Origin of the sequence: Heyndrickxia sp. MSNUG, assembly GCF_049532715.1 — a bacterium.
In the GTDB taxonomy this organism is placed as follows: Bacteria; Bacillota; Bacilli; order Bacillales; family Cytobacillaceae; genus Mesobacillus.
Genome location: NZ_CP150978.1, coordinates 2,127,418 through 2,144,137, shown reverse-complemented (window position 1 = coordinate 2,144,137; position 16,720 = coordinate 2,127,418). Strand labels below are relative to the sequence as shown.

The 16,720-nt window shown below is 34.4% G+C and carries 21 protein-coding genes and 1 pseudogene; 3 read left to right on the top strand and 19 right to left on the bottom strand.

The genetic code is table 11. The annotated features are described in order from the left end of the window. Positions 1-80: 80 nt before the first annotated feature. The gene (locus tag AABM38_RS10740; protein ID WP_423410364.1) at positions 81-1,073 is read right to left on the bottom strand and encodes a VanZ family protein; all 993 of its coding nucleotides are present in this window, start codon (positions 1,071-1,073) and stop codon (positions 81-83) included. A 703-nt stretch (positions 1,074-1,776) separates the two neighbouring features. Next, positions 1,777-1,923, bottom strand: coding sequence for a hypothetical protein (locus tag AABM38_RS10735; RefSeq protein ID WP_423410363.1), 147 nt, complete (start codon positions 1,921-1,923; stop codon positions 1,777-1,779). Positions 1,924-2,091: 168 nt separating this feature from the next. Here AABM38_RS10735 and AABM38_RS10730 point away from each other — a divergent pair, with 168 nt between their 5' ends. Both AABM38_RS10730 and AABM38_RS10725 read left to right on the top strand, forming a co-directional pair. Next, positions 2,092-2,316, top strand: coding sequence for a hypothetical protein (locus tag AABM38_RS10730; protein ID WP_423410835.1), 225 nt, complete (start codon positions 2,092-2,094; stop codon positions 2,314-2,316). A gap of 2 nt (positions 2,317-2,318) precedes the next feature. Then, positions 2,319-2,467 (top strand): annotated as a pseudogene (locus AABM38_RS10725) (HNH endonuclease); the annotation flags it as partial. Between the two features lie 73 nt (positions 2,468-2,540). Here AABM38_RS10725 and AABM38_RS10720 read toward each other — a convergent pair. From AABM38_RS10720 to AABM38_RS10660, 13 genes are all read right to left on the bottom strand, one after another. Beyond that, positions 2,541-2,834, bottom strand: a complete 294-nt coding sequence (locus AABM38_RS10720) for a hypothetical protein (RefSeq protein WP_423410362.1) — start codon at positions 2,832-2,834, stop codon at positions 2,541-2,543. 285 nt (positions 2,835-3,119) lie between these two features. Next, on the bottom strand, positions 3,120-3,362 hold the full coding sequence (locus tag AABM38_RS10715; protein WP_423410361.1) for a hypothetical protein: 243 nt from the start codon (positions 3,360-3,362) through the stop codon (positions 3,120-3,122). Positions 3,363-4,061: 699 nt separating this feature from the next. Then, a complete protein-coding gene (locus AABM38_RS10710) occupies positions 4,062-4,649 on the bottom strand; it encodes a hypothetical protein (RefSeq protein WP_423410360.1) in 588 nt (195 codons plus the stop codon). 542 nt (positions 4,650-5,191) lie between these two features. Beyond that, complete coding sequence (locus AABM38_RS10705; protein WP_423410359.1) at positions 5,192-5,671, bottom strand: hypothetical protein; 480 nt, start codon at positions 5,669-5,671, stop codon at positions 5,192-5,194. Between the two features lie 141 nt (positions 5,672-5,812). After that, a complete protein-coding gene (locus AABM38_RS10700) occupies positions 5,813-5,956 on the bottom strand; it encodes a hypothetical protein (RefSeq protein WP_423410358.1) in 144 nt (47 codons plus the stop codon). 217 nt (positions 5,957-6,173) lie between these two features. Further along, entirely contained in the window at positions 6,174-6,656 is a 483-nt protein-coding gene (locus AABM38_RS10695; protein ID WP_423410357.1) for a hypothetical protein, read from the bottom strand. Positions 6,657-6,834: 178 nt separating this feature from the next. Beyond that, positions 6,835-7,209, bottom strand: a complete 375-nt coding sequence (locus AABM38_RS10690; protein WP_335431944.1) for a VOC family protein — start codon at positions 7,207-7,209, stop codon at positions 6,835-6,837. A gap of 434 nt (positions 7,210-7,643) precedes the next feature. Beyond that, positions 7,644-7,835 carry a hypothetical protein gene (locus tag AABM38_RS10685; RefSeq protein WP_423410356.1) on the bottom strand — a complete coding sequence of 64 codons (192 nt, stop codon included), beginning with the start codon at positions 7,833-7,835 and terminating at the stop codon, positions 7,644-7,646. Between the two features lie 266 nt (positions 7,836-8,101). After that, complete coding sequence (locus AABM38_RS10680) at positions 8,102-8,770, bottom strand: Type 1 glutamine amidotransferase-like domain-containing protein (RefSeq protein ID WP_423410355.1); 669 nt, start codon at positions 8,768-8,770, stop codon at positions 8,102-8,104. A gap of 127 nt (positions 8,771-8,897) precedes the next feature. Continuing rightward, on the bottom strand, positions 8,898-9,251 hold the full coding sequence (locus AABM38_RS10675; RefSeq protein WP_423410354.1) for a YciI family protein: 354 nt from the start codon (positions 9,249-9,251) through the stop codon (positions 8,898-8,900). A 945-nt stretch (positions 9,252-10,196) separates the two neighbouring features. Next, on the bottom strand, positions 10,197-10,691 hold the full coding sequence (locus tag AABM38_RS10670) for a DinB family protein (protein WP_423410353.1): 495 nt from the start codon (positions 10,689-10,691) through the stop codon (positions 10,197-10,199). A gap of 450 nt (positions 10,692-11,141) precedes the next feature. Further along, positions 11,142-11,546, bottom strand: a complete 405-nt coding sequence (locus AABM38_RS10665) for a DinB family protein (RefSeq protein WP_423410711.1) — start codon at positions 11,544-11,546, stop codon at positions 11,142-11,144. A gap of 1,102 nt (positions 11,547-12,648) precedes the next feature. Beyond that, the gene (locus AABM38_RS10660; protein ID WP_423410352.1) at positions 12,649-13,086 is read right to left on the bottom strand and encodes a VOC family protein; all 438 of its coding nucleotides are present in this window, start codon (positions 13,084-13,086) and stop codon (positions 12,649-12,651) included. Positions 13,087-13,304: 218 nt separating this feature from the next. Between AABM38_RS10660 and AABM38_RS10655 the strand changes: the two genes are divergently transcribed. Next, on the top strand, positions 13,305-13,790 hold the full coding sequence (locus tag AABM38_RS10655; protein ID WP_423410351.1) for a DinB family protein: 486 nt from the start codon (positions 13,305-13,307) through the stop codon (positions 13,788-13,790). A 118-nt stretch (positions 13,791-13,908) separates the two neighbouring features. Here AABM38_RS10655 and AABM38_RS10650 read toward each other — a convergent pair whose 3' ends face one another. From AABM38_RS10650 to AABM38_RS10635, 4 genes are all read right to left on the bottom strand, one after another. Then, a complete protein-coding gene (locus AABM38_RS10650; protein WP_423410350.1) occupies positions 13,909-14,112 on the bottom strand; it encodes a hypothetical protein in 204 nt (67 codons plus the stop codon). A gap of 140 nt (positions 14,113-14,252) precedes the next feature. Then, positions 14,253-15,179 carry a DUF3089 domain-containing protein gene (locus AABM38_RS10645; protein ID WP_423410349.1) on the bottom strand — a complete coding sequence of 309 codons (927 nt, stop codon included), beginning with the start codon at positions 15,177-15,179 and terminating at the stop codon, positions 14,253-14,255. A gap of 420 nt (positions 15,180-15,599) precedes the next feature. After that, positions 15,600-15,935 carry a hypothetical protein gene (locus AABM38_RS10640; RefSeq protein WP_423410348.1) on the bottom strand — a complete coding sequence of 112 codons (336 nt, stop codon included), beginning with the start codon at positions 15,933-15,935 and terminating at the stop codon, positions 15,600-15,602. 72 nt (positions 15,936-16,007) lie between these two features. Next, positions 16,008-16,682, bottom strand: a complete 675-nt coding sequence (locus AABM38_RS10635; RefSeq protein WP_423410347.1) for a hypothetical protein — start codon at positions 16,680-16,682, stop codon at positions 16,008-16,010. Positions 16,683-16,720: the final 38 nt, after the last annotated feature.

Genomic DNA, 16,720 nt, shown 5'->3' with positions numbered 1-16,720 from the left:
AAATTAATCACAATACAACAACGAAAATAAGGTACCCCTCTCGTATGTAGCTTATTTTCGTTTCTTTGTTGAGGTTTTTGTTAGAATAATGCTCTTATTTTTTCTCTTATATTGTTTATAACTTTTTGTCCTGTGTTTACCTCTGTAAGAGTAATATCCCACATCACAGCATTTGTAATTGGGTTTGGGTCTTTGTTAATTACTTTTATGGTAAGGTCAGTTACGCCATCTAAAGGGATTTGAAAATCCTCCTCGCCTGTGATTGATAACCCTAACGAATAAATGACTGTTCCGCCACTGATGAATTCTATGTCACTACCTTCTGTTCTTGCAGCGTTAATTACATCGTCCGGTATGGCGACATAGCCTGTTATGTTTTTATATTTGCCATCTAAGTAATACGTGAATTCATTGTTTTTCGTATTATTCCTACTATACAGATTTATTTGAGGCGTAACCTCTTTTCGGTCTACTGTAAAGCTGGACAAGCTTTCATCCCACTGTACAGACCCATCTTTTAAGGTCAGTTCATTCAGAGCTGCGGTTTCACCTCTCCCTTTTTCTAGATAATTATTGATACCGCCAATAATTATAATTGTACAAAGGGCAAGTACAATAGCCATTATGAATATTTTGAAAATCCCTTTTGGTTTATCTCGGTCACCGGTGACTATTCGCTGTGCCGCAAATCCTACCGAAGCACCAAATAAATTAATTATGATATCGTCTATATCAAAAGCTCCTAAACCAGAAAACATTTGTAGAGTTTCAAGTATTGTTATAGACAAAATAAAAAAGGGTATAAAACGTCTAAAACTACATTGAAACAGGAGTGGAATGATAATCCCAAAAGGTATGAACGCTACAAAATTCCCGAACTGAAAAAACCAATTTTGAAAGTCTCTTCCCATTGGATAATGCAATTGAATCGCTCCAGGTATTGGGTTAAATCGTAAGCTAGAGTCTTGCCCTAGGGGACCTCTATTGAAACCAAGATACAAGAAATAGAGGATTAAAGCTGTATATAATGTTAACAACACAATCGTTAGTTTTCGTAACTTTCCTTGATACATAATTACAATCCTTCCTTTTCCGCAGAGTGAGTCTTGTCTACTATTTGATATCCAACGCCTTTTGCCTTAGGAGAACTTGAACATCCCCCTAACGCCACAATGATGACAAGCAAACTGAAATTCCATAATAATCCTCACTCACTCGCACATTTTCCAATTATACCAATAATAAACAGTGTTAATTGTGGAGTTTCAGTTTTTTAACAACTCTGTTTTACTAATTTTTGTTGAGCTTACCTTACCCTTTAGTGAAAAAATCCAGTCTCCTGGTTTTAAGTTCTTAAAAAGACGTGCACTTTCTTTTGCCTCTTCAATAGTGTCATAGTCTGTATCTGCAATTACTTACCACTCATTTTCTATTAAAAGATTCATACCATCTTCAGCTAACAAACCAATTTCTGCAAGCATTTTTGCGTAGTCAGCCGCTAAATCCCATCGTTGCCATATTGACATTACCTACCTTAAAAACCAATTGCAGCAGAGATAAGTGAAGATATATGAAATAAAAGGGTGAGAGAAATGAAAATAGCCGATTGTCTAACCAAAGAACAACAACAGCTTAACCGAATTGGCCCCAGGAGAGAGAAGCCTCCAAATCAAATGACCAAGAAAGATTGGGAAGAAAGCATGGGGAAGAACAGGGATACTTACAAGCGAGTGAGAGGAGCTGTGAGAAGACGAAGGAATTAGATTAGCTGTCTACTTATTTTTCGGTTAGTACCATAACTATCAGGAGCATATGTTCAAAAATTAAATCTTTCAGGTATTTATCTTCACACCTTTTGAACTCTTCATCTAACTTTCTGAGTTCATTTAGAAAAAGATCTCTTTCTATTTCATCGAGTTCCAATGAACATTCTCCTCTAGTTTGTAACAGCATAATCTAATTCCCTCTGGTTCTAAGACTATAGCATTGACTAATTAATAGATACTTTTAATGCAGTAATTAACTTTTTATTTTTGAAGCAATAAAAACCAATAAGAAAATCAAACCAATGAGAGGAGCTGTGAGGAGAAGATGAAGCCAACAATTGAAATTGTCTTTGATAAGAAGTCGATTGCTAAATTAAAAGCTGTCGCGAAACATGCTGGAGCTTTAGCAGAAGAATTGAAGAAATCGAGAATAGCAAGGAATGTCCAAGATGTGGGGATATCATGGAGACTAACAAACTCTTCGCTGAAAACAAATTATTATCCGTATATGCACAATGTAATTCCTGTGGGGTTCTTGGTAGTGATATAGGCATGGCTGAGTATAAAACCAAAGAGCAAAAGCGTAAGTTCTATGATAGTGGCGAATGGAAGCAACTAGTGATAACTATGAATGTCAAGAATGTAAACGGCAAGGTCGAGTATCCATTGATACCTATGAGTTCAGTGAGAATGCTAAGCGTATTTCAACAAACCTGCCCCGTTTGTTTAATAAGGAATTCACCTTAAAAAAAGTGAATATAAATAAGTATTCACTTAACCTTTAAATAAAAAGATGAATATAGATATTGCTAATAAAGATTGTACCGAGAGTATTATAAATTTTTTCTGGCGATTAAGTTTATCGATTCTTTTTGTCGTAACACCTGACAGCCAGGCCGCCACTAGCGGAACGCCCGTTAGCCCCAGAAACATATAGATAACCATTGCTTTATCTTCATCTACATCCATAAACAGGTCAAGAACTAAAAATGGCGCAATTATTAGCAATGCCCAATAAATAATAAAATTTGATATGCCGCTTATAATAATTGTTGCCAACTTTTTCAATTCCCCCACCCCCTGACTATTTCATTTGTTGCTTTTTTACTTCAATGAGACAGTAGGATTTTCCTTGTTCAGGTATACTGCACCACTTGATCAAAATGGACAATCACTAATTGACTATCTACTCCAACTTCTTTAAAATCCTTACTTGGCATTTGATTTCTACCTTTGAAACTTTTATTAGATATATCGGAATTTATTCCTGTCTTATTGAGCTAACCTGCCCCGTTTGTTGAATAAGGAATTCAACAAAAAAGGCCGCTAATCCTTCCTGGATCAACGCCCCTATTAGTGAAAGCATTGTTTGTGTGGTAAAGGTTTTTCAGGGCGATTAGGGCAGCATGTACAATCAGGGTCACTGCATTGGGATTCAGTCCAGTTATTACATTGAGGGCAAAAATAAGCATCAAAATCTTCATAGTATACTAAATAAAATTTGCAATCAGAACAGCTGTGATTTTTGTCAATATGACCATAAAATTCAAAGTCATTAATTATTACCTTGTCGTCATCTTTCACTTCAATTTTCATAAATTAGCCCCCATCTTTTATTAAAGCACCGTTTGTTGAATATGAATTACTTACTATCTTCGATAATCAAAAGTTTCATTAGATACTCTTAATTTGTGATCATTAATTATAACCCGTATTCTCACCTAACCATTTAATATTTGCTTGTTCTTCGTGATAGTTCCAATCAATGTTCTTAGGGTTTTTGATTCAATTTAGTTTATCAGAAAACACTCCTTTATAACTTTAGATAAAAATTGGTCATTCATATTGCACTAACCTGCACCGTTAGCTCAATAGAGGATTAACGCACCAAAAAAAATAAGGACTTAAATAATGTTTATGACAAGTTTTCAAAGGAGATAATTTAAAACTGGGGCAAGGTTCAACCAATTTTAACACAAAAAAAACTTGCTCAAAAACCCAGTCAAACTGTTATATACACACATATTCTAACAATACTCCAACCAACAATAGATAGTTCCTTGACCGCCTAGGCGGTCTTTTTTATTTAAATTAATGGATACTTTCCCCAGTCAATGAGTGTGATTTTTTCATTATTTATATGGGTATAAGTCAAAAACAAATTGCCAGTTGTGAGCCGCAAATTATTTGCGGTTTTTTTGAATGTCTCTTGTTCAACTAACCTGCTTCGTTTCGTTAATAAGGAATTCAACAAAAAAGGTGCTTAATCCTTCCTGGATCAAAGCACCCGTTAGTTTAAGAAGAACCTACAAAATACCAATTTTCATCTAACTTTTCTATTTGTTTAAAATCTCCATCAAAGTCACGTTTACTTGGCTTTTTATCATTTGGCGAATACACGAAACCAGAGAAATTATCTAACATTCCACGGTATGTGAAGAATAAAACCAAGTTACCGTTTTTTTCAATAACAATTTCTCCACCCCCTTTAGATAGTCGGGCGTATTTTTCAGGTAATAGGATAAGTGATGAATTGTGTGAAACATTCGGTTTAAGAGCACCATTTTCCACCATTCCAACGATTTCTTCTCTTTGAGCCTTATTCATTTTGAAATCCAAATCTAACATAACCTGTGTAAAAGGGAAGAGCAGCCAAAATAAGAAGGTTAATAACTGGATGCTAAACGGCGTCCATTCCTTATTTTTAAATAAGTTGATAATTGTCCTTACTGTAATGACAATAAAAAATCCGAACACCAGTAACCAAACGGGTAATATTAAAAATTCAGTTATTATATCAATTAACTTCCATTGAAAAAACGCAACTAAAATAACCAATATACTACTAACTAACGACAAGATTGTAAGTGGATTATGTTTCAAGTTTTTCACTCTCTCAAAGTGTGTTTTTCTTCATTGTATAGATAAAATCATAACAATATCAATGGTGTTAAGTGGCAAACCTTCTTCAACTATCTTGCTTCGTTTATTAAGTAAGATTATTAGTTATTAAAGAAAAACGCCAATCAGGAATAAGAAGTATACGATTGAAATAATTATTGCAAATAAAATTAAAGCACTCCTATTTAATTTAGAAAGTTCCTTAAATCTTGAAGAAGTATCATAAATCAAAAACAAACAAATTAGTTGAATTAAAATTGCATAATTACCCTGTAAACATCTATAGAGTCTAAAGCACTGAAAGGTTTATCGAAAATTTTACTTTCTCTGGAAAATGTATTTGTTAATCCGAATAATCCAAACAATACAAAGTAGTATAAAAACGCTTTAAAACTTTTCATTAAATCCCCACTTATCGTTAGTTATCTTTCAAATCCTTCTTCAACTAACCTGCCCGTTTGTTTAATAAGTAAGTTATATAAAAAACTTTAATCCCCCTTATATCTCACGCGTTTTACTTAACATTAATCCATTATTTCGAAGAATATCCCCTCTTCATTTAGAATAATATTGTCCCCTCTGCATTCTTCTAAAGTAATTATTTCGCGTTTTTCCATCCAACTGATATAACGATCTAGATAATCGATAAGTTTATCAATATCCCCATTTTGGACTTCATAATATGTGTTATCCCATAGTTCTATAATATCTTTAGGTACTTGATTTATATGTTTTTTCCCTGTTTCTGAAAGAATCACATTTTCTTTATCTTGAACGAATTCAACATTTCTTATGGATAAAGAACACCAGTAAACATCCATCATTTGATTATTTGCTACGTAATATGGAAAAATGCCTAAATCATCACCCGTAAAGTTTAGCTTTTTTATAATACTTGGCAAATGTTTGATCTGCTCCAGTGAAAAGAATATATCTCCACCAAAGTTTATAGATTTACCCTCTACTTTGCATAATCCCTCATAGCATAGTTTTGAAAAATACATTCTCTTTCCTCGCATTCTCAAGTGACTTTTTAAATATTATTTCACTCGTTCTTCCACTAACCTGCATCGTTTGTTCAATAAGGAATTCAACAAAAAAGGCCGCCAATCCTTCTTGGATCAACGCACCCGTTTAACGTCAAACTAATCACTGAAATCTTTAAATAATGTTTCTAATTCTTTAACATCATAGTAGCAGCTATCACTTATAAACTTCTCAATTTCTACTGTACCATCTTCCATAAATTCTACTTCCCAACGCTGCCCCGGTACAGTCATTTCAACCATAATAGCTTCATTCTAACTTTAGTTAACTTATAAAATATATTACTGTCTTCTAATTTATTTAGGAATTGAATAAACACTTTAAGCTCCACCAAAACCATCCCCTTTGTCTGGTCTAAATATTTCATTTATTAATTCCTTATTTAACTAACCTGCCAGGTTTGTTCAATAAGGAATTCAACAAAAAAGGTGCCTAATCCTTTATGGATCAATGCACTCTTTAATTGCCAAAGAGATGATTGTACCTTCTAAACAAAGAGTTTCTTCTTTTATTACTTGGTTCCTTATAATGGTCTGTAAACCCACTATCTAAAGATATTCTCCCCATTCCCTCATTTACCCCAAAAGTGTATGATACAGGGACAAAAGGATATTCCTCTACTTCCCATTTTGCATCTTTCTTATTTTGTACAACTACTTCTCCAAAATATATTGCCATTACTATTTCAAATTCATTTCTATCTAATCCAACCTTTATAAATTCATTCTTTTCGTATAGCTCAAAGTACCATTTTTCTAAGCTTTTTAAGCTTTCAACTTTATAATCAGCTTTGAAAATACCGAAATCTCGGCTAACGAATTCGAGCTGTTTTAATAACTCAGCTTTATAATTAATAAAAAAGGTCTCTGCTTCTATAATATCCTCAAATTGACGGAGCTTTTTTCCATATTCAATTGCAACCTTTAATCCTTTATTAGACATCCAAAGTCTCCCTTGTTCTCAGTTATATATCTACTTTTTATATTAATTCAGCAATTTAAAGTAAACTCCTTCTTCAACTATCCTGCTCCTTTACTTCAAGAAGAAAAAAGCATTCTTAATTAAAGAATGCCCCTTTTAGTTTAAGTGTGACCTCCACTGAATATTATCTATATATTTCTTACCAGTGTACTTGAAGTTTATTGCCATTTAAATCAAAAAAGTGAAAAAAAGCATGTCCATTATCCTCTTTTATATCCTCAACCTTAACACCATTTTCAATAAGGTGTGTATGAAATTTAGATAATTCTGGACTTGTAAAACCAATGCTAAAGGCTGGGACATTACCAATTGTAAAATGTGCAAATGTATCATCTTCAGTAGGAACTAAGATGAGTAAAAAAGGGCCCTCATTAACTTTTATAATAGCAAAAGGGTCCTCAGTAATGGTTAATAATTGAAGCCCTAATATATCTCTATACCATTGTGCAGACTGCTCTAAATTTTTTACCGGAATTCTAATATAATGTACTTGTTCAATAAATGAATTACTCATAAACTACCTCTCCTTTATATAGTATGGTTTATCAAGTAATTCCCTTTTCATATCCCTTTTCCCTTCCTATTTATTAAACTACCTGTATCGTTAGCTCAATAACAAAAAATCCTCTGTTAACATCGCTTCCAATCATCTGGAACTAGCAACCATAAACCTGGCATTACACACTTATTACTATCGATATAATATGTAGGAATGTATTTGAAAGGGGTTTTTAGCATTGTTTTTATGCCTTCTAATGTTTGCATATTTATTGTATAAATTAAGTCCTTATCATATGAAGCCATTATCGAACTTATTTTTTCATTATCTACTGAAAAAACCTTATTCTGCAATTCGCTAAACCAACCTTCATAATGTTCAGACTCTGGGCCTCCTAAACCGTGTGGACATTCTTTATCTCCATTATCAGAGTAATTTACATCACACCATCAAGAAGTTTCGGTTATAAGTATCCCTAAATCTGTTATTTCTTTAATAAACATTTCAAGGTTTGCCTTCATAACAATACAATCAAAATAACCGCTACCAACGGGTTGTACTTTATACTTTGCAAGGAGAAACTCCAATTTTGGGACCAATGCCTTCTCATTTGATTTCAAGTAATTAATATACTGAATCATTACCAATCTCCTCCCTTATACGGTGAAATTATCTGTCAATGATAATAAACCCAAAATGGTAAATGCTCTTCTTACACTAACCTGCACCGTTACTTCACTAAGTTCAACATAAAGAAACGCTATCCTTCTTGGATTATCGCTCCCTTCAGTGGAATAAGAAAAAACGATTCTTCTATATTGAAGAATCGCGCCATTAAGTTTCTATAAATTTACAAACTATCCCACTTTCCCATAAGATATACATAAGAAACTAGCGTATAGTGTGATCAAAGTGTAAATAGTTTCCAATTTCCTTCAGATACAACTTCTACCGCTCCGGCGATCACTTTGATTGCAGTTTGATCGTCAATCGCATACGCAGGTCCCTGCATCCCGGCTGCCCATCTCTCTGCGGCAGCCATGGTGTTTCCCGGCAGCATCTCGTGATCTAGGTGCGGAAAGATTGAAAAATCAACCAGTCTCAGTGTTTCATCACCACCGCCTGGAGGAGTCCAGCCAACGAAGTATTCCCCGATGTTAGGTGCCATCACCATGCTCCCAGCACTCATTCCCACATAGACTAAGTTCAGGGACGGCAAGAGGTCTGCCAGCCCGGATTGACGCATCCAGTGGCACAAGTAAAGAGCGTCGCCGCCCGACACAAGCAGTACATCCGTCTCCTGAACCAGCGGTATCCAGCGGGTTTCGTCGATGCTTGGCAGCGCTGTGAGCTCCAGCACGCCGACGGACTTCCAACCCAGGTCGACCATGGGATTCTCAGATTTTCCACTAATGAACTGCCAGGTTTTGACGCCGGGGCCAACCCAAGGGTGCCCGTACATCGCAGTGGGGATGCAAAGTGCGTTGGATTCAGCGATCGGCTTGCCCAGCATGTCAACCAGCGCGTCGTGTATGCTTTTGTTATTAATGCCTGCAGATGTGAGCAGAAATTTCATAACTTCACTCCTTGTCTTTTTGTGGTACTTTTTAGTTTTTTCACACTTCTAAGACAGCAACCATAGCTTTATGAATGATTAGAACACTTCAATTGAATTATAGTTAATCCATGTTCAGCTTATTTGTCTATTCGAATACCCGGCGAAGCTCAATCTGTCCTTCTCCAAGACCATGGGGATCAGGCGCACCCATCGCCCACTCGTTGGCTTCATCGCGAGACTTCACATCTATGAACCAGTATCCTGCAATCAACTCATTGACTTCTGCGAAAGGTCCCTCTGTAATGGTCGGTGGTTCTCCCAGAACAGGGTAAGTAATACGAATGCCTTTAGAGGTTGGATGGAGTCCACCGACTGACACCAGAACTCCAGCTTTCTTCAGTTCTACATTGTATTTTTTCATCGCAGCAAACATCTGCTCCATCTGATCCTTTGACATTGTTCCTTCTTCAGAGTCCTTTGAAGCCTTCACAACCATCATTTTAAAAACTATCTGCAGCGATTGTTCAGGAAGACTTCCAACAAAAAAGGGCAGTTAATTCTTCTGAACCAACGCATCCGTTTGTATAAAATCGATTGTTCTTTTTACAATCACCCTCATAGCTCAAGTTTGGCTAATCGCTTCACCAAATGTTACTTATTAAGCGAATTATCATTCTTGGTATAAACATTAATATGTTCCAAACGACTTCACCGGCTAGCTCAATTAGGGAATCTTTAAAAAAACCGTCTCTGTTTTTTTTTTTACTTTTCATCTTCTATCTCCCTATTAATCAATCTTTACTTATCTATTCTGACCGGAAGCACAATTACTTTCTTTAAACAATTATACTTTTATTTTCAGTTTCTTTTTCCGCTAACCTGCCAAGCCTGTTTAATAAGGAATTCAACAAAAAAGTGCTTAATCCTTCTTGGATCAAAGCACCCGCTTGTTTAAGTACATTAATTCAAAATCATATTTTACTAATTTAAGTTTTGTAAATAAAATGTATGTGTTCTTGTTAATCCCCCTTGCTGTATTTAAAACCAACTAAATTATCATAAAAATTTAAAAAGAATTTAAATTTTTCCCTCCACTTTCCTGCCTCGTTCAAAAAGGATTTCAACAAAAAATGGCGGTTATCCCTCCTTGATCAACGAACCCTCTACTTAAAGTACAGGACTTCACAATCTTTTTTTACATCTCATTAAACTCAATCCCAAAATGTGTTGTAAATGCAAAAAGACGCCTTCTCATTTAAGAAAAGCACCCGACTGTTGAACAATGAAATAAGCGAAAGATCACTCTATTTCTTTGACTAACACACCCCTTTAGCCATCCATAAAGCAGGAAAATCATCCGCTTCAACAAAGAAAATTAAAAGGGCTGCACACCGTCAATACTGCTTCTTCGGCTGGGCGAGGAAGGTCGCTAAATTATGGTGCTTTAGGACCAATCAACGCCACCCCAAGAGAATTGCAACTTTCGCAAAAGAACAATTTGGCCGAGATGATACGTATCGTGCATCATGATATTGCTGAGTAAACGCTCAATAGAGTACCTGTTAGCTGCATACGGAGCTTTTAACTTTTCATCGTCAAGGTCTGCGATGACCGTTTTTAATTTATTCATGACTTCATTAAGGCGCTGCACTGTCTGGGTCCACCCAATTTCGTCTTCTGGATCCCCCGGTTTTCCAAAGGTTTCCTCATTGGTTTCTGGATAATGCGGATTCTCTGTACCCATAATTCGATGGATCACGTCTTCATTCCAAAATATCAAGTGGTTGACAATCTGCCAAATTGAATTGCTGCCCGGACTTGTCCAAGCTGCCTCAGATGCGATGACTCCTTGAAGCGCCTGATCCATGGATGCAAACCACTCATTCTCATGGCAATGCATGTCGAGTTGTTCTAAAAACATTTTGGTTACATCTTGCATACAACCAGTCTCCTCACTGTTTAGTGTAATATTTCAAAGTTAAAAGACAAGAAAATATCTGACTATAGTCCTAAAAAGGTAATAACCAAATCCAAGTGGTCCTTTCCATATTCGAAATAGCAGGGAAATCCAAAATTTTCGGGTGACGATAAACAATAATCCTCAATCAATTTCGAAAAAAGCCATTCAAAGCATAAAATACCCTTCATTTTCGACTGTCGACCATAAAACGAAAAAATATTCTCAATGAAATGCTCCATTCTTTTATTTTGAGAATACAACAAAACCATGATCACTATGACTTATTCGGCTCATCCAGCTTTTATTCCTTCATCATGACAAATAAAGTACACTAGGGCAGACCTTTTTAAGTGTCTACTCAATAGGGTACATTTTACTTGAATAAGAAAACAGCCTTGCCAAAACAACTATCCTCAACTTACACACCAGTCACTTAACAAGCCTTTGTTCTAACTCATCTTTTTGACGCAAGTGATGACGAAAATGCATACCAACCAAATCATACCATTCCCTTGCATTCAACCATCCAAACCCTCCATGCTCGACTTTATAATTTGGGTTTATATTATCCACTTTCGATTCCCATTGACTTAACCTTAGAATTACTTGATCCATTCTGCTGATAAGATCGTCTTTGCCATCTGAATTATTAGGTGGAGCATTTAGTTCATCCGGTAATTTAATTTTTATTGGTGGAAACCCTCCATTCTTATATAAATGCTGACCAAACTCCGTTTTCCCAAGGGCCTGTTCATCATTTAAGGTAGAACATGTTTCCATATTATCTAGATACTCATGGGCAACAAGGATTAAATGGTCATACATTTGCCCAATAGACCAAACCCCTTCTTCCGATATATATCTTAACTGTGCTAATGAATAATTTTGAAGCTCGTTTTTGTAAGTCTTAATTAGTTTAAGTTCGCTCAGTTTAATTCCTCCTTTATATTAATGTAATATTGGTACCTGATTTCCTCTTAAAATATTTGCCTAAGCAATAGGAAAAAAACATTATGGCTGATGGTATAACTGAATATAAATAACCAGAGTAATGATAATGAAATGTTGCAAGGAATGGGTCAATATATAATTCCCTATACCAAATAATTGAGGTATAGCCAGCTGTATGATATATCCCAAAGATATTGTCAATGACATTATTAGGGCTAGAAGAGGATATTAACCAAAGTGTTAAACCTACTGCTAAAAAAAATAAAATCGAACTAACAACTACTTTGAAATTAAATTTACTTAAAATGTAAAAGCTATATAAAAAATAACTTATTACATTAAACAAAAATAGAATGAAAGAAATCGTGGTAACTGAATATAGATGATCAAAAAATTTAAGGAAAATGAGGTAAGAAAATAGAGAGACTCCGCCTGTCAAAATATGAATTGGTAAAGTAACAAATATATTCTTAAATAAACTCATATTCCCACCCTAACTATTTTCTTTATTTGTATTTTTTACAAAAAACATCCTATATTTAGTATCTCAGATTCTTCCAGTGAAGTTAAATATAAATCAGTACATCATCCAGCTAACCTGCCCCCTTTGTCCAATAATAGCTGCCATTTGCGTTAAATTTTCTTTGTTTTCTAGTTTATACTCATCCACCGCATATTGTAAGAACAAAAAAGGAGAAATTGCTTACACTAATACTGATAAAACTGAACAATACATATAAAAAGGCGATGAATGAAGTTTATTGAAAGTATATTTCCTTTACTATTATCTTAATACTTTTTGTTCAGTTTCATATTCGAACCGTACCTTTCTCATTCAACGGTCTCCTCACAATAATACCTATATAATACGGTCTCTTATTGAACTAACCTGCTTCGTTTGTGCAATAAAGAATTTTACAAAAAAGGCGGTTAATCCTACCCGGATCACCGCACTCGATAGTTTAAGAAAAAAACTTTTAAAGATTTATCCGATTTTCTCCGCCAACTCTAAAATAATTCCCTCTGGACCACGAACGTAGCATAACTTATAACTTCCTTCAAATTGCTGTATCTCACTAAAGATTTCGGTGCCCCTCTTTTTCAATTTTGCAACAATAGCTTCAATATCTTCAACAGCAAAGCAAATATGTCGAATACCCAGCGTATTTGCAAAAGGTTGCTGAATACCTTTTTCATCGGATGGCGTATAAAATTTGACTAGTTCTATCCATGCCTGACCATCTGGTATCCCTAATCCTACACATGCCGTTTTAACATCATTAAGCCCAACAATTCTGTCCAGCTGTTCTCCTTCCAATTCCCATTCCGCTTGCACTTCAAGTCCTAAATCAAGAAAAAACGCTTTAGCCTCTGAAAGATTATTTACGTTTATACTCACATGATCTATTTTATTGATCCTCATATTTCATACCTCCTATGTTCCTGTTATTTTCAATACCTGTATTCGTGTAATGCTTGTCTGAAATTCTAATTCGCTTAAAACAAAAAATTTCCTTCTTCAACAAACCTGCATCTTTAGTTGAATAACAAAATCAGTCGTTAATAGTGTCGTTAAAGGATTATTTCCACTCAATTAAGAATATAAAGTAATTTAAGACAAAAGAATTGGAGAGTGGAAACATGATTCATGATATAAAGGAATATGTAAAATATTTAGATGGGATTAATAAACGAACGATGCAATATGTGAAAGTAATACCTAATGAACTACTAGATTGGAAGCCTTCTGAAGATAAATTTTCTACAGGTGATTTATTACGACATATCGCATCATCTCGATTGATGTTTCTAGGTATATTTGAACATGGTTCGTGGATATACACAGGACATTATACTGATAAGGGAGCTTCTCTTGATGATATTTCAAATTATTTAGAGGCATGTCAGATTAAACTTACAGAGGGTCTATTAAAAGTTGGCAATGATGCATTGACAAAAAAGGTTTTAACCCTTCATGGTCATGATGTTAGTGCTTGGAGAATACTTATGGCAATTCCAGAACATGAAACCCATCATCGTGGACAAATTTCCACTTATTTGCAGATAAACAATATTGAACCTCCTCAAATTTTCGGATTAAAAATTGAGCAAGTTAAAAGATTATAATTTTAAGAGCTTTGGACTTGACCTCAGATGTCCAAAGCTTTATTTTCATGTCTTGTTACACTAACCTGCATCTTTAGCACAATAAGAAAAGCTACCACAATGACAGCTTTCATTCTATTTATCGTTCTTCTTTGAAAATATTTTTAAATACTTCAATTACATCAATGATTAATGGTATAGCACAGGTTACACAAATAACTAATCCAAGATAACGGAAGACTGCTTCGTTATCATCCATCCAATAAAAGACACGGGGTATGGGGGCGATTAATAATACCAATCCAATTATAAATCCGTAAAAAAGTGCTCTCTGTCTATCCACTAACAATTTCCCTCTATTCATAAATTATTTTAATTCTATGATATCACAAGGATATTGGAGTAAAATTCACATATATTTTACAAGAAAAGAGCTTGGGTGCTATCAAACTCTTTTCAGTTATCTAATATTTACTTTTCAGGTTATGAGTGGATGAAATCAACGGCTTCTTTTAACAAATCAGTAAAATCAGCAGGGAAAAAGTGACCTAAACCCTCTTTTACTATCAATTTGCATTGAAAGTTATTTTCCTCAAAAAGTTTTACTAATTCAACGGTTTTATTATAAAAAGGGTCTTTATCTCCAGTGATAATGCAGCCCTTAATTTTATTTCCATTTCCCATTAGTAAACTTTCTAAGGAAGCCACATCCTGAATGGCTGGGATAACTGCTATAAATCCTTTGGTTCCAAGAATATTTCCATTTAAACTTAGTTCAATCGCTAATTTCCCGCCTTGTGATGCACCTGCAATAATATCCTGTTTAGTATTATATTTTTCTTTAAAATCGCTGAATGATACCGATATCTCTTTAACGGCAATATTTTGATTGTCCCAGCAATAAGAATTGTATCCGAAGACCTGAGATGATTGCAGAAATGCAAAATGAAAAACGTCTAACAAACCATTGTCAAACCAATAAGGAGCGAAATCTTTTACATTAGACCCCCGCCAATGCAAAGAAAATAATCCTGTATTTGATTTATCATTTCCATAAGTAAAAAGTTGAGGTTTAGTTATATTTTTTTGATTTTCCAAAATTTGCCGACAATCATTTACTATCATTTTAAATTCTTCGTTGTTTTGAAGGTTATTTAAATCTTGGTCACGAATTAAAGTCAAAGGGTTCCACCATATTCCCTTTTTTAATCCTTCTTTCAGAACTGCGATGGCTTTTTCTTGGCTTCCCTGTCTAGAATAAACACAAGCTCTCCAAAAGATTGTTTTATCTAGTCTTTCAGGAAATTCCACCTGTGCTCTCTCAATTAGTGAATGAACTTCATTATATTTCCCCAACTCAAATAAACTAAAAAGTTCTTTTTGAAGTTCAACGAAGTTTGTTTCCGACACTGTATTCACACTCCACAATCTCTTTTTAATTTTATCATAATATTCAACCTTGTTCGAAATATTGGGAATATTACAGAAGAATCAAACCCTAAAATTGGGTTTTACTCCAAATACAGTATATCATTCAAAATATATTGTTTATTTGTTATGCCAGGTTATTGTACGGGAGTTAATTCCTTGTTTCCTATTAAATTGATTACGGCCATAAGAATGTACCACTTCTGCCAAGTTTATTACCAGCGATTGACACGATGTTTACCACAAGTTGCCAACGCCTTTACCAATGGATGGATCGCCAAGAAATGTAGGTTATAACATTAAGAATCTTGATAGATAATAAAAGCATAATCCCTCATTATTTTAACGAGAAATCAGGCTTATGATCTTTAACATAAGCACCCGTTAGCACAATAAGACCCCTTATTCTTTAACATTTGATTTTATATTTTCAACAATTACGAGTAAAAAATATATTAAAATGAATGCGACAGAAATACCCAGATATAATTCGAATTTTGATAAAAGCATTTCTTTTGTCCAACTATCTTCTGGCAATAAAAATGCCGCTAAAAAATTGGAGATTCCTATACCATCGTTCACTTCAGGAATTAAACTTGTTGTGTAATTTTGACCTAAAGCAACACTTGAGAGAATTGCGAATGCAATCATTGGTATTACTGCTTGAGACATTTTCATTTTTTTCTTTGAAATAAAAACTCCCGCTATAATTCCGTACAACAACATAATGAAAACCATAAAATTCCTCCCTTAATCCCTCTTAAGTTAGTACGATTTAAATGCATAAGTACCAGTTTTAGATTGTTCTAATCACTCTGTCTTTAATAATTGCATATGCTCAACTAAAGGGTTAATCCAAATAGCTGGTTGGTAAGTACGCATTCCTCTTGTATCAACCTGATAACTGTTGTACAAGTCAGTATCGATTTTAATATAAAGGATTGGCAGTTCTTTTTCTTTGTCTATAATTAAAAGGACTTCATCAGATACAATTTTATTGGGTTCACCGATTACATATATAGGTACTTCAATACTCTTTGTGAATTTTATGTATAAAAAGTAATTTTTTATTAGTCCATCTGGAATTTCAAAGTATTTACTAATTTTCGGGTCTGATTTTTTTATCGTGGCTTCCTTAACATATGAAAAATAAGGCGATATATGTTCAGCGAAAATTAGGGAATGTAGTAGGGGTAGACCTTCCCCAGTTTCATAGTTAGAAGAAAAACTCTTTGCTTTTAGTTTTAAAGCTACTGCCTGCATTTCTATATTACGTTCGTAGTTCCTTGGATCTGTAAATTCTTCCATTGCTAATGTTAACTCAGCATTCTTTGCTTCTAAATCTTTTGCTTTTTCTTGAGACAGAATTAATTGGCTAGTAACACTGGACATCACTTGTTTTAGAATATCAATATCATTTTTTGACGTGCATCCTAACAATATTCCTATTATTAAATAAACTAAAACTAATTTTCTAGTAATCACATTTTTAGCCTCCTTTAAAAACTTTATTTCACCTCCTA